This window comes from Paenibacillus sp. N22P23, assembly GCF_059383735.1.
The window spans coordinates 1,287,590-1,302,017 of the sequence record NZ_JBXENT010000001.1; the positions used below are offsets into that span (position 1 = coordinate 1,287,590).

Annotated in this window: 11 protein-coding genes; 2 read left to right on the plus strand and 9 right to left on the minus strand. The window is 46.7% G+C overall.

Annotation, left to right across the window (positions count from 1 at the left end; all coding sequences use genetic code 11):
* Positions 1-45 precede the first annotated feature (45 nt).
* The 3 genes from AC506A_RS06175 to AC506A_RS06185 form a co-directional block, all read right to left on the minus strand.
* On the minus strand, positions 46-1,425 hold the full coding sequence (locus AC506A_RS06175) for a sensor histidine kinase (protein ID WP_495460092.1): 1,380 nt from the start codon (positions 1,423-1,425) through the stop codon (positions 46-48).
* Positions 1,422-2,099 carry a response regulator transcription factor gene (locus tag AC506A_RS06180; RefSeq protein ID WP_495460093.1) on the minus strand — a complete coding sequence of 226 codons (678 nt, stop codon included), beginning with the start codon at positions 2,097-2,099 and terminating at the stop codon, positions 1,422-1,424. The genes AC506A_RS06175 and AC506A_RS06180 overlap by 4 nt, the downstream gene beginning before the upstream one ends.
* 111 nt (positions 2,100-2,210) lie before the next feature.
* Positions 2,211-2,570 (minus strand): iron chaperone, encoded by a 360-nt coding sequence (locus AC506A_RS06185; protein WP_495460094.1) that lies wholly within the window; start codon positions 2,568-2,570, stop codon positions 2,211-2,213.
* A gap of 161 nt (positions 2,571-2,731) precedes the next feature.
* On the opposite strand from AC506A_RS06185, the gene AC506A_RS06190 reads away from it, so the two are divergent.
* Together AC506A_RS06190 and AC506A_RS06195 are read left to right on the plus strand one after the other, a co-directional pair.
* Positions 2,732-3,346: a TetR/AcrR family transcriptional regulator gene (locus tag AC506A_RS06190; protein WP_495460095.1), complete on the plus strand. Its 615-nt coding sequence runs from the start codon at positions 2,732-2,734 to the stop codon at positions 3,344-3,346.
* 51 nt (positions 3,347-3,397) lie between these two features.
* A complete protein-coding gene (locus tag AC506A_RS06195; RefSeq protein ID WP_495460096.1) occupies positions 3,398-5,752 on the plus strand; it encodes an MMPL family transporter in 2,355 nt (784 codons plus the stop codon).
* A 136-nt stretch (positions 5,753-5,888) separates the two neighbouring features.
* Here AC506A_RS06195 and AC506A_RS06200 read toward each other — a convergent pair whose 3' ends face one another.
* The 6 genes from AC506A_RS06200 to AC506A_RS06225 form a co-directional block, all read right to left on the minus strand.
* On the minus strand, positions 5,889-6,719 hold the full coding sequence (locus tag AC506A_RS06200) for a Cof-type HAD-IIB family hydrolase (RefSeq protein ID WP_495460097.1): 831 nt from the start codon (positions 6,717-6,719) through the stop codon (positions 5,889-5,891).
* A gap of 224 nt (positions 6,720-6,943) precedes the next feature.
* The gene (locus AC506A_RS06205) at positions 6,944-7,585 is read right to left on the minus strand and encodes a GNAT family N-acetyltransferase (RefSeq protein WP_495460098.1); all 642 of its coding nucleotides are present in this window, start codon (positions 7,583-7,585) and stop codon (positions 6,944-6,946) included.
* A 278-nt stretch (positions 7,586-7,863) separates the two neighbouring features.
* Positions 7,864-8,820, minus strand: a complete 957-nt coding sequence (locus AC506A_RS06210; protein ID WP_495460099.1) for a phosphotransferase enzyme family protein — start codon at positions 8,818-8,820, stop codon at positions 7,864-7,866.
* A gap of 171 nt (positions 8,821-8,991) precedes the next feature.
* Entirely contained in the window at positions 8,992-12,042 is a 3,051-nt protein-coding gene (locus AC506A_RS06215; RefSeq protein ID WP_495460100.1) for an Ig-like domain-containing protein, read from the minus strand.
* A 409-nt stretch (positions 12,043-12,451) separates the two neighbouring features.
* A complete protein-coding gene (locus AC506A_RS06220) occupies positions 12,452-13,885 on the minus strand; it encodes a sigma-70 family RNA polymerase sigma factor (protein ID WP_495460101.1) in 1,434 nt (477 codons plus the stop codon).
* 160 nt (positions 13,886-14,045) lie between these two features.
* Positions 14,046-14,231, minus strand: a complete 186-nt coding sequence (locus AC506A_RS06225) for a hypothetical protein (RefSeq protein ID WP_495460102.1) — start codon at positions 14,229-14,231, stop codon at positions 14,046-14,048.
* Positions 14,232-14,428 lie beyond the last annotated feature (197 nt).

The window sequence follows — 14,428 nt, forward strand, 5'->3', positions numbered from 1 at the left end:
GTCTCCAGTTTAGGAAGCGAATATAAACGGCGCATAAATAACAAATTACATTTTGGGCAGCGTTACAGTAAATCGAGTGCCTGCCCCTGGCGTGCTGCTCACTTCGATATTACCTTCGTGCAGCTGCACAATCTTCTTCACGATGGAGAGTCCCAAGCCGGTTCGACCCGAGGCACGTTCCCGTGCGTGATCAATACGGTAGAAACGGTCGAATAAAAAGGGTAAATATTCAGGAGCGATTCCTTCTCCGGTATCCGAAATCATGACACTGGTGTGCGATTTCCCTTCTTCCGCGCGGACTTCAACGCTTCGCCCTATCGGGATATGATTCACCGCGTTGCTTAGCAAATTAGTCCAAACCTGCATCAGCAGCACTTCATCGCCATCAATCATAAGCGACTCCGGAATAGACAGCTTCAATAACAAATCCTTCTCCTCTAGCTGCCATTGCAACAGTTCTGCGACTTGACGGATGTGGCCTCGTAAAGAGAAGTGCTTTTTGTTCAGCGCCTCTTCTCCTTGTTCCAATGTCGAGAGCAGCAACAGCTGTTTGCCCAGCTTGGAGAGGTGGCGGCTTTCGGTTTCCACGATAGCGGCATATTGCTCACGTTCTTCTTTCGGTAGATCCCCTTGAGCTAACACTTTAGCAAATCCTTGAATGGAGGTAAGAGGCGATTGGATCTCATGCGATACATTCGCTACAAACTGCTGTCGTGCCAGGTCTACGCGCTCCAGCTCGCGGCTCATCGAAGTAAAATGCTCCGCCAGCTGACCAATTTCATCGCGTCTGCCCATCGTTAGCCGATGATTGTAGTTTCCTTGCGCAAGGTGTTTAGTCGCTTCGGTTAACCTTGTGATAGGCTTGACGATATAGCGCGTGCTGATCAAAAACAATAAAATACTGATGACGATGGTCAGCAGCCCGATTAAGGCAAAGAAAGTACGAAGCTCGCCGAACTGCAGCATCACATCCGGCCGCATGAATAAGGCATATTTCCTACCGGATAATTGGACGGGTACGCCTACCGTATTGCTTAGCCGGTTGTCGAAGAATCCGGAGATGAACGGCTTCTTCGGAAAGCGTGCCACACCGTGATAAACGCCTCCGTCTAGGACCACCTCTATATCCTGCTTGTCCAGATCCTGTTGTCGGAAGCTCTTTCCGAAGAAATGCGTTTCCCCCTGTCCATCCGTCACATAGATTTCATAACCAAGTGCAGCTGCATTGCGTAGATACCGCTCCATACCGTCAGGCTCCGATTCAATGAATGACTTCATTTGCTCAGCAATGGATACAAGCTTCTCGTCGTTATAAGGCTTTAGCTTCATATGGTAGTACGTATTGGATGCTAGGAACCCTAGTATACTGCTAACTATAATGACAGCTATCGTGATCAGAAACACACGGTAGTACAAGGATTTCATTTGTCCCTCACCACGATCTTGTAGCCGATGCCGCGAACCGTCTGGATAATAAAGTCCTCCGCATAATCGGTAAAACGCTGGCGGAGCCGGTTAATATGTACATTAACCGTATTATCGTCACCTTCATAATCCGGGCCCCATACGAGACGAATCAGCTCGTCACGGGAAAACAAACGTCCCGGGTACTGTGCCAATTGGGCCAGCAACTCGAATTCTTTCATCGGCAGCAAAAACACGGATTGGCCGTCGGACACTTCAACATTTTTGCGGTCAATGGTAATGCGATGCATTCGGATGACGTCATTCGCTAGTCGGTTATAGCGGCGGAACAGCGCTTTGACCCGGAAGAGCAGCTCTTCCGGCTCAAAAGGTTTCGTCACATAATCATCTGTCCCTTTTTGATAGCCTTGTTCCTTATCGGCCAACTGGTCTTTAGCCGTAAGCAAAATAATCGGAATGTCGTAATTCTGCCGAATATGGTCGCACAGCTCAAACCCGTCCATATGCGGCATCATCACATCAATGATCGCGATATCAATCGGTGAATATTTCATTACTTTTACTGCCTCAGCCCCGTCCTTAGCTTCATGCACGCTAAATCCTTCTCGGGTCATGACATATCGCACCAGCGCTCTAATACTTGGATCATCGTCTGCCAGCAGTAGTTGGTTCATCGTAAAGACCTCCCATTCTTCCCCATGTCTCGTTGGTAGCATAACTGTACAAGCATGCATAAATCAAACGAACATGTTAGTGCCGACAGATCTCCTCCAATAATAGGGTCATTACTTCTTCGACTTGTTCTCACTAACACGGAACGCTACAACTCTCTTGATTAACTCGTAGGGTAATGGCTTGTTAAGTGGAAATTGAACCGATCCTTTCGCCATTTTATACGGTGATAGTTCCATCTTAAACTTTTCAATCCCACTAGGCGTAGGATAGAATCCAATATGTTTTTCGAAAGCTGCAAAATGCACCAAATTGCCATTCAATGCGAATGTCGGCATTGCATAACTGATTTTTTCTGTCGCGTCCGGTGCGCAATCGTGAATTAATTGTCTAAGCCTGATAAGGATCTCGCGTGTCTCTCCGGTAAACTGCGCAATATAATCATCAATTGTGTTAACCCGAGTTTTCTCCATTCTTCCTCATTCTCCTCCTAGGCAGTAGCCTCAGTATCTTGCCACAATTTCGTAATAGCTTCCCATTGTGCATCATTGCTCAATGGGCAATAATATAGATGTATTCCTTTCTGAAGAAGTTAACATCCTATCCAAAAAGAGGTGTGCGCTTAAGCGATAAAATGAACAAACAAAGTTTGCGTGATTTCAAGAGAGAAGCAACTGCTACAGCCCTTTCCGAAGCGGCGTTCGAGCTAGCTCTTGAACGAGGAATGGATGGATTCGTCGTCGACGATATTGTGCACAGAGCCAATTATTCCAGAAGAACGTTCGCCAATCACTTCTCCTGTAAGGAAGAAGCGGTGGCTAGCGCTGCTATAACCTTTCAAAGCTCCGCCGAAGCAGATGAATTGATTGCAAGTATGCAAGGCAACAGCTCTCCGCTTGACCTGCTGTACTTTTTAATGAAAATGCAGCTTACTGCAGAACTTCTAAGGAAATTACGGGAGCTCATCACCTTATCGAAACAATATCCATCGCTTGAGCCGTACATTCTCAATGCTCTCCGGCGTTTGCAAACATCATCGCAGGAAATATTGAACGATTATGCCGATGGACGCTACCCGGAAGGATATGCTCATTTGCTTGCCGGCGCCGTCTACGGGGCATTTTTGCCTTTGCTCGATGGAAGTCTGAATGTACTGCTGCCGGGCCAATCTGAAGAGGAAGTACCGGGGGCCACAACGTTCGATCAATACTTAGAGAATATGTTCGGCTACTTACGTCACGGCTTCTAGTCTTTTTTACTTTTCACCACTTATCTACTTGCAAAGGAGAAACATCCTATTATGTCAACATTTCTGTACAAAGTGGGCAAAGCAGCGTACGACAGACCTTGGTATTTCATCACCAGTTGGATTGCGATTCTCGGTATCGTACTCGCCTTGCTCGGCGTAAACGGCATACATGTCAGCTCCGATATGAAAATCGAAGGCACAGAGTCGCAGAAGGTACTCGACCAATTGGCAGCAGAACTGCCGGAAGCATCAGGCGGTCAGGCCAGTGTCGTATTCACGGCACCTAAGGGAGAACGACTAGACACAACGGAACGGTTAAGCTTAATCACCAAAGCCGTGAATGATGTGTACAACCTGGATTATGTCATTAACCCTGCTGAATTGGCTGCGGAAGCTGGTGCATCGGCAGCGGGAAGTGATCAAGCGAATGCCTCACCCGATCAAGCTAACCAGGAGAATAACGCGTCACAGTCGGCCGCGGCTGAAATGCCTCCTTTTGGCCCACTAATGAACAATGGCATGCCCGTGCCTGGTGTGATGTTATCTTCAGACGGCAGCGTTGCCTTATTCCAATTCCAATTCACTGTCCAACAGATGTCACTTCCCGAATCGGTACCCGATTCCGTGATTGAGGCGATCTCGGCAGCAGAACAGAATGGCTCCGGCATTACAGCGTTACCTAGCGATTCGCTGGAAACAAAGCCTGCACTTGGTTCAACGGAAGCTGTTGGTCTTATTGTTGCCGCCGTTGTTCTGTTAATGACGCTTGGCTCGGTAGTAGCAGCAGGCCTGCCGCTGCTAACCGCCATTCTCGGAGTTGGGATTAGTGTAGGCGGCGCCTATGCCTTCTCGAAATTCATTCATATGACCGATATCACCCCTGCCCTGGCGCTCATGGTCGGTCTTGCCGTCGGAATCGATTACTCGCTGTTCATCGTTAACCGCCAGCGCCGTATGATGCTCGATCAGGGTCTGAGCTCTCGCGAAGCTGTGAGCCGAGCGGTCGGCACCGCAGGAAGCGCGGTATTATTCGCAGGCTTAACGGTCATTATCGCCTTATGCGGCATGCTCGTAATCGGCATTGCTTTCTTGTCTGCCATGGCGCTTGTCGCGGCGGCGGCAGTCGTCGTGAATGTACTCATTGCGCTAACGCTGCTGCCTGCGCTGCTCGGTTTAGTCGGTGAACGCATTTGCTCGCCGAAAGCGCGCACGAAGAGCGTTGCTCAAGCTAATACCAGCCGTCAAGGATTCTCGCATCGCTGGGTTACAGGCGTTGTAAAGTTCCGGTGGCTCATCGTTATTGGTGCCATTGTCATCCTTGGTGCAGCTGCGATCCCGGTCGGCAAAATGGAAATGGGTATTCCTTCCGGTGCCACAGCGAACCTGGACACCGCTTCACGGCAAAGCTATGACGCGATATCAAGCGGTTTCGGTGAAGGCTTTAATGGACCGCTGCTACTGGTCGCTGAACCGCAAGACGCAACAGGCAAAGTCACGCCTGAAACGCTGAACAATATCGTTCAGGAGCTCCAGAAGCATGAGAACGTTGCGCTTGTGACGCCTATGGGCATCAATAAAACGGGTGATATGGCGATTATTAGCCTCATCCCGAAAACAGGTCCAACTAAAGCCGAGACCAAAAACCTGGTGCATGATCTGCGTGCATCCGATTCGCAGCTCGCTCAAACCTATGGTGTTACAATGGGCGTTACCGGATTCACTGCCATTAACATCGATATGTCGTCTAAGCTCGCGGAGGTGTTCCCGCTCTACGTTGGCATTATCGTCATTCTCTCGCTAATTATCCTGTTGCTCGTGTTCCGATCAGTGATCGTTCCGATCAAAGCGACTGTTGGATTCCTGCTGAGTGTACTTGCTACCTTCGGGATCACCACGGCCGTATACCAATGGGGCTGGCTGCATTCCATCTTTGGTTTTGATACCGGCGGACCTCTGCTAAGCTTTATGCCGATCATGGTTACCGGAATCCTATACGGACTGGCAATGGACTATCAGGTCTTTCTGGTCAGCTCCATGCGCGAGTCTTACGTTCATGGGCATCATGGAGTCAAGAGCGTCGTTCATGGCTACAATCAGGCGAGCCGCGTAGTCGTGGCCGCAGCCGTGATCATGGTATCCGTCTTTGCAGGCTTTATTTTCGCCCCAGATATTATGATTAAACAGATCGGGTTCGCTCTTGCCATTGGCATTCTGATCGATGCTTTCATCGTCCGCATGGCCCTCGTTCCTGCTGTCATGGCCCTATTCGGCGACAAGGCATGGAGCCTGCCGAAATGGTTAGACCGTTCGATTCCGAACCTGGATGTCGAGGGAGATAAGTTAATCGCCGAGTTGAAAGCAAAGGAAAGCGTCGGTAAGCTCAAACCTGCTCGAGCTGCGAAATAACCTCTGGCATAATGATTCATGGCCTTGGTCTAATTGGACCAAGGCCTAATTCTTGTACTCATGTCTAAGCACAGACATAACTACAAGAGATTCGAAATCTTTCATCCTTTTACCCCAGATAAATCTCACCTGCAGGCTACCTGCCACCTTGCTTCATATCCCTCTTACGATAATTCAGCACAAATTTCTCAAGAGCAACAGCAACACCATCGTTATCATTGGATTCGGTAATGTGTTTTGCACAATTCTTCAGTTCCATTATCGCGTTATCCATAGCGATAGGAAATCCGCACATTTGAAATAATCCTAAATCGTTAAAATCATCCCCGAATACCATTACATGTTCGGACTGCACTCCGATATCGTTTAACACACTTTGCACGGCATCTTCCTTTGAGGCTGATTTGTGCATAATTTGAACCAATACGCCTCCATCGGTTGCGATTACATTCACATAGTCACCGAATTGCTCGCTAACATCTCTACTTGTGCTGTAACCTAGAACCAATATTTTGGTCGGGGATAGTGAGCTAAAAAAATCTTTATCAACAAGCTGGGGTTTAGGATCATTGGAACGGATACCGAAATGACTTTGTTGCGATTCGGGAACTGGTGTACATGTAAACCAGGAGTCATTGACCTCGTATGAAATGATCGATTGAGGTGCATGTAACGCGATGAAATTGTTAATCTGTAGGCTAATCTCTATGGGGATACTAATGTGCCGCTGAGTTTGCTTAGACTTACATGATATAAGAGCGCCGTTGTAATAAACCAAGTAGTCTACAAAAGGAAAATTCTTCACAAATTGATTAGCCGCTCTGGGCGGTCTCGCCGTGGCAACAATAATAGGGATGCCAGCATCAAAACATCGTTTAACCGCCTCATAATTCCTTGTGGAAATCGTTTTGTCGCTGCTCAGTAAGGTTCCATCCAAGTCCAAAACAATTGCCTGTATTTTAGACATCTATACCCCTCCAAAAGTAGAACCGGATTATTATTCTTCCAATAATAACCTAAGAGTGGAACAGTTGATAGACTCATTATTAAACTAAACTGCCGTTACTTCAATGAAAAACAGCAGCCCATTATCTTGCTAGCTGCTGTTCGTAGTATTGAGCTATAGTGTCACGTTCGTAATAACATAGATGCTCTCTGTGTTACGTTTCTACTTGTGATAACGACAATACGTTAAAATTCTTCTATAGAAGAAGAATTCACAACCTCCAAAAACAATCCCGGAGCCTTGGTTATTTTCAGCGCTTGAAATGCGTCGGTCGGCATAATTCTTTGTAAGAATGGAAGACACTCCTCCAAATCATTTCTTCTAGTGCCGATAATCGGATCGCTCAACAATTCAAAACCAAAGTCGGCATACAGTTTTATTGCGCGATTACTCTGCGGCTGCGTATGAAGAAACACCGGAAACTCAGACATTGACAGACTAAGCATGACATAAGAAAGCAATGCTCTGCCGATCCCGAATCCCTCATATTGTTTTAGCACCTTAAACCAATGAATGGTCGTAATCTTCTCGTAAGCTTTCCAAGCGAAGCATGTTGCAATCGGGCGGTCTTGCGAATCACATACAAACAGACATCTATCAAAAAACACTTCTTTCTTATCCGAGTATACATTTTGAAAGTAGGAAGACATAAAGCCTCTATACTTTTCAGCTTCCCGTGAGTCATCGAATGGAAAGTCCATCCAGATGCCAAGCTCCGCTTCGCGGCATTTTCGAATGTGAAACCCTGTCGGGAGACTCCGAACTGCAATAGGGTTTAACACCGTACACATCATAAACAAGTTTTTATCCGGTAATCCTTCCGACAAGGAGCTCACCTCAACTATACAATCTTTCAACTCAACAATTACCGTCACGAGAAATTAAAGCATGATACTGGACGATCTTATCAACGACGTACGCGACCGGTGCGGTGGCGTCGATTATAATGCCGTTTTTCGGAATGTCTTCTTTCGATTGGTGCATTCGCGCAATGAGTTCCCGTTCCTTTTTTTGCCCGCCCCAGGTTGGCGACCAAAGCTTTTACTTTATCTACATGCCATATGTCAATCAGATAATTCCTAATGCCCATGGCCAGACCCTCCATTCAACTGGATGCTTCTTCCTCCTCCAAGATACCTTGAAATAACTTAATAGCATCCGCCTTGGTTTCTTCGCCTAAATCGTCCCTAATCCACACGTTTCGAGCACACTCAATTAGATCCTGAAGTACCCTTTCTAAGCGGTAGTAAGTGAGTACCTCCTCATCAACCTCTACGTCTCCGTACCCCTGAAAAAATGCATGGTCGTGTGGATGACTGACGAAAATGAAATCACGCTCTTTGGGAGCGAACATTACTTCGTCCCAATCGATTATAAACACTTGCCCAGCCCGATCTCGAATCAAATTGGCTGGATGCAGATCCGCGTGACAGATTACATTAGGAATTATTCGCGATTGAAGCAGCCTTGCGAACTTTTCCAATGAGCTCAACTTTGAATGTATCTTAGACCTATGCTCTACCCAAGAAGCTTGAAGTGTTCGCTCCAATGTATTACCACCTTCAAAAAGTCCAAGTTGATCTTCAAAAATTCGTATCCATCGAACATATTCCGAAGGATCAAAGGTCTCCTGTCGGAGCAACTTAAAACCATCAGGCGGTAAACTAATCTGGTGAATTCGTTCTAAATTCCCCCCCAACTTATTCCACTGCTCGGCCGACATCCCCGTGAAGCTCGACTCCCCGTTGATAAAGGGATAGACAACGACAGACCACTCCTCTAGACTGGTCCACAAGGTACCGAACCTGCTGGGAATGGGAGCCACGACACATATTATCCCCAAATCGTTGAGATATCGGGGAACCTGATATTGTGGTTCGTACAAAGGCCTCGACGTAACTTTTATCAGATAGGCGACTCCAAGCTCATCAACCAATTGATATACAGCTGAACAGTAATCAAGTCCCAAGGGAAGAAACTCAAGGGAAGCGGAAGTCAAATCATATTGCTCCTCTAGATATGATCGAAGGTTCTCCTCTGAAATATTCGGCGAGTTACGCATAGCTCCAACCTTCCCTTCCAATCCATTTAGGGCATTATTTCTACTATATGAGATACAATTTAATCAATTAATAATGCAAAGTGAAGATGCTTTATATCGCAATTCTCTCACAAAAAAGAGACCCACAGCAACGGGCTGTGGGTCTCAAGTTTATTTTTAATAAGGGACATCTTACTGGTACGTGATCGACAGCTTCGGCCGGTTTGCCGTTGTGGCGTCTTCTGCGGAGTATATATCCACCGCAATGTTAGTTGGATTATCAATATAAAGCAGAACGCCCTGATTGGTGGACGGTGTGGTCAGCCAGCCCTGTACGACTGTCGGATCGAGGGTAATATCGATCACCTGATCGCCGGTCGCTGTGAAGCTGTTTATCGCAAACGATTTTCCGGACACATAATCGGTCCCGTTGCCTTTTGCTCCTGCCGTCGCCCATAGCGCTCCTGACTTGCGGTTTTGCCATCCGATGAGCGAATAGGTCGGATCGTAATCCGTCTGCATGTAGCGACCTTCCATCGTAAAGCCGGTAGCCCATGTGTTCATCTTGAGTGTTAGCTTTGCCGATGCGACCGTTTTGCCGGCCGGAATCGAAATACTATCGAAGCGCAGCAGCGTATCGATTTCATACGGATTTGTCTGGCTGGTTTGATCGAATACTTTCAACGTGCCGCTAATGATATTACCGCCGTTGCCGCTGTATTGCGAAGTGAGCGACACATCCTTCGCGCCGGTGTAGCTGCTCACTCCTTGCTGGAAGGTGACCGTTCCCGTTGTGCCATTCGATACGGTTACAGGTACCGAGGACGATGTCGTCGTATTGCCCGCAGCGTCTCGCGCTACCGCCGTAATCATATGTGAGCCGTTTGTAAGCGATGTCGTGTTATACGAGATCGAATACGGCGAAGCCGTGTCTTCCGTGCCGACATTAGTGCCGTCGACCTTGAACTGGACGCCTGCGACGCCAACATTATCCGAGGCGTTTGCCGACACCGTTATCGTGCCCGATACCGTTTGGCCGCTTGTTGGCGCTGTGATCGATACCGTCGGCGCCGTCGTATCGGCAGCCGCGCTTTTAGTCACGGACACCGAGGACGATGTCGTCGTATTGCCCGCAGCATCACGCGCTACCGCCGTAATCGTATGTGAGCCGGCCGCCAGGCCTGAAGTGCTGTACGAGATCGAATACGGTGAAGACGTGTCTTCAGTGCCGACATTAGCACCATCAACCTTGAATTGTACGCCCACAACGCCAACATTATCCGAGGCGTTTGCCGACACCGTAATCGTGCCGGATACCGTTTGGCCGCTTGTCGGCGCTGTGATCGACACCGTTGGCGCCGTCGTATCGCCGGGTCCAGGGCTGGAGCCGGACAGCAGTTGGGACGCCAGCCACGTGAAGCTGCCGGTTGTGCGGAATTCCCAGCCCCACTTGCGGTTAGGCGTAATCCGGTAAGCGGTTTTTCCCGCCGAAGGACCGGTTGGGCGAATCCAGAAGTTGACGCCGATATCGTAGCCGTTGTATAGGTCGGTTACAGCTGATTCCCAGGTCGTATTTGGCGAACCGCCGAGCAGCTGACCGAAGTAGTCGGCCCACAAAATCGCGTTCCCCACCTCCAGGTCATGCTCGATCGTCGTACCGCCGGTTGGATCGCTTGAGCTTCCGCGTCCGCCGTCCAGCACATCGGAAGTGCCGTCATACTTCACCATATAATCCGGATAGCGAAGCGCTCCGACATAAGTATCGTAGGCGTGATAAGCATCGGAACGCGAAGCGTTATTCAGGAAGGTGCCCATTCGCTTCACAAAATTAGCGATATTCGAATCTTCCGTGAACGCGTAAGCGCGGATCATTGCATCTTCCGTCAGCACGCTCATCCAGGTCGAACCGATTAAATCGCCGGGTACGCCGTCGCCATGCTGGCTGCCGTAATGATACAGTCCGCCGTCGACACGGTTTGCCGGTATAAGTCCGCCAGCACCGTTCTGATGCCAGATGAAATCAGCTGTTTGATTTTGCACATTAGTCTTGTAGGTCGTGTTGCCCGTTACCTCGTAAGCGATCAGATTGGCGAGCAACCGGAAAGCCGTATGCCGTTCGGTCCAAGTCCCCAGACTCGGATCCCACCGTGTCGGCTCGTCATTCGTTTCATGCGCCTGAACGATCAACGGGATGTAGGTCAGCATATCGTTGTCGCCGGTCAGCCAGTACGAATAAGCCATCGACTCGTCGTAGCTGTACATAGCACCGTTGCCGCCCGGCCAGCCGTTCGGATCGGGATTTTTTATCGTAAATAGTCCGATGGCACGTGAAGGCGTCGTTGTAGCCGGATAAATTTTCGTTTTGTAAAAGTCGGTATGCCTCACTGCCTCGCGCAGTGCTTTCAGCGAACCGCTCCGCATGTATAGCGTGTACATCGTTGCCGCGCGGTCATATAGCCACGGATCGTAGTTTGTTTTGTAGTCGCTTTTGTATCCGGAGCCGGAATCGCCGGCGATAACGGCAGGATCATCCTCATTGATGAGCATGTAGAAGTTGTTTTTGAATGCATGCTCCATCTCCGTGTAGCCCGTCCAATGCTCAGTTGCATCCATCGTGGTCGGATTGTCCCTTGACTCGGTTATGCTGCTGTCGAACGTGTTCATCCGCGTTCCTTTTAGCACGCCTTTGGCAAGAAAGTCTTTCGGCAGCACCGCATAAACGTCAGGCTCGTAAACGTTATCCGCTGCTACGAACGTACCCGACGTCACTTGATGCCATGCCGATCTCGGATTCGTAAGTGTCGAAATGTTCTGGATCCGGTTATTGAGACCCCATTCCACTGTTATCGTCTCCGAATTCGGATAAACGGAAGTAAACGTGTTCTGAATCTGGATGCGCGCAACGCGAACGGAAGCCCCATCTAGAGAAGAGTTTGTTATGCTGCGCCATGGCGTTTGCATTTCAACGTAGGCGGGAATTTCCGTGCCGCCCTTCAGCACACGAATTTTCGATACATTCGCAGGTGTTATGGAGCCTCTTGGGAACGGTACGCCGAACGTAACTAGCTTCGTTTGTCCTGAGGTGACATTTTCCATCGGATACAGTTTGACGGAGATGCTGCCGGATGTTTCAGCTGGCGCAAAGAACGATTGGGTCGCGCCGAACGAGATGGTAGGAATTAAACCAGTAAGTAGGGCGATCAAGCATAGGAAGGAAACTAGCTTAGCAGAAAGCCTTCGCATAAATCCACACCTTTCAACCTGAATTTGTTTGGTCCTCGAGTAAAAGCACGCTGTGGTCTTGGATGAGAAAGCGAGCTCATACACTATGAAATTGCTATCTTACTCACCCCCTCCTCGGATTGCCCTATCCTCCACGATTGCACGATTGAATTCTTCTCAATCTATTCCAGTTGAAGAAGAGTATGAGGGATGTCTTCTTTATTTGATATATCGATATTTTTTAAAACTACCGTTTTTTTTTGAAAGTATTAAAATAGTGAAGAAAGTGATAAAAGAGGCAAGAAAACGGAATTCAACCGTTCGGTCCTCGTTTATAAAATATCTCCCGGTAGTTGAGAAAAGGCACCCGTTCACAGAACGGCTGCCTTTTCTTTAGCTTCATGAGCGCTTGTTTCCATAGAGCTTAAGCTTAAACATTTGTATCTTCAGTTTCTGTCCATTTTAGATTATTAGCAACTAATAACAAATCATCTTTTGTTACGTTTAATGATTGAGTTAAGATTCGGAACGAATAGGTTTGCCCATTTTTTAGTTCATATCCTCTAATTTCTTTGCAAACACCAGTCTCAGGGGAATCGATCTCCGAAAAATAAGCAACATCGAAAGTAGAAATCGTGATCTCCTCTGGACTCGGCATAATTGTTATTACTCTATCGCCAGGTATTAAACCATAGTAAATATTAATTTGATCCTTAAGCTGATTAGAATAAACTAAACAAGCGGTTTCTGTAACAAAACATTCATTTGCTGTTTCAGCCTTTTGCCAAGTCATTTTCTCATTAGTCGCAATTGCTTTTTCCTTTAACATATCGTAATATTTCATTTCGTTCTCATAGGTGAACCCGCCTAATGGGCCGTTTATTTCCCCTTTTATAAAAGAAAATCCATCCGGCAGTCGTGTAGGTAATTTAAAGTCTACAAAATCATTCCAATCTGTATTTATTTTTTCCTTCCATTGGTTAAAGTCCGAATACGATTGTGGTTGAGTCACTCTAGAAAATCCTAAAGAAGGCATACTCCCAATTTTTTTATCCAATTCAGTAATATAGACAAATGCCGATTCACATGGAGATAATTGATTTCTAATTCCTTCTGTGCTTTTAATTGTTTGAGCTTGCGAAATTGTGAATTGTGAATCCTTATAGAGCTCAACATTAAGACCATTTAAGTGAATGCTAAAAAGCTGCTCGATTTGTTCATCAAGATAGATCGGTGGTAAAAACTGTTCAGCAGCTTTCTTGAACTCATTTTGATTTGGTTTTCGAGCCATATAGGTAACTGCCTCCTCATTTCCTTTCATATCAACACTTGCTAAATTACGTAACTTCTCTAAAGCAATATGGTGTCGTGATTTAACCGTACCTATGGGGATATCCAGCAGTTCAGAAATTTCTTCAAACGAACATTCTTGATAAAAACGTAGTATGATCACAACTCTCTGTTTGTACGAAAGTTTTTGAACAAGTGCGACGAGTTCGTTACCAATCTCATTTCGTAAATGAATACGTTCTGGATCCGGGGCATGTTCTACCACTTCTAACAACATATTGCGGTCATTTAATCTGGATCTGCGCCATATCTTTCTATTCCAGTTTGACGTTTGTTTAACAATCAATCCATTTAACCAAGACCGAAAAGGTTTCTGAAGATTGTAATAAGGTAGTGACTTAAACATTGCCGCATACACTTCATTAACAACATCGCACACATCTTGTTTGTTATTTACAAGAAAAGAAACCGTTCTAAATACATGATTGATACTTTGCTTATAGACCACTTGAAATGCTTCTTTATCTCCATTGCACATCTTCCTTATCCATTCATTTAGTTGTTCTTCTGTCATAAATGCCTCCCCCCTGATTTGCTCTGTCATACAATATTGGTTCCGAGTTGATAAAAAGTTCATTATTTTAGAATAAACTCCTTGTTAACGTAATAAAGCTGCCGATCGTACCGGCAGCTTCATCATTAGTGTATTGAGCTATTGAGTCCCGTTGCAAATCCTATTTCTGATTTTTCCGGATTCTAGAGAAGACCACGAGCCCTGCGATCAACATGCCAATGAACCCCATATTTTTGGCCGACTCGGATTCCATTCCAAACACCATGCACAGATTCGTAACCAAGCTCTTTGTTAGGAGTGCAATCGCAATCAGCATGATCGGACGAAGTATATTAAACTTATTCATATATGCCACCCTTTCTTATGTGTCTGCTAATTCTTCGTGTATTATGTAAAGACCAACTCGTCGAATTATGCTGGAACTTATTCCACAACCTTAACTCTAAAATGATAAAACAAAATAGACTAACATAACAAAACTGATACCGAATACAACAAGCTTACCATTAACTAAAAGTAAATACTTAGGAATTCCATTAATAA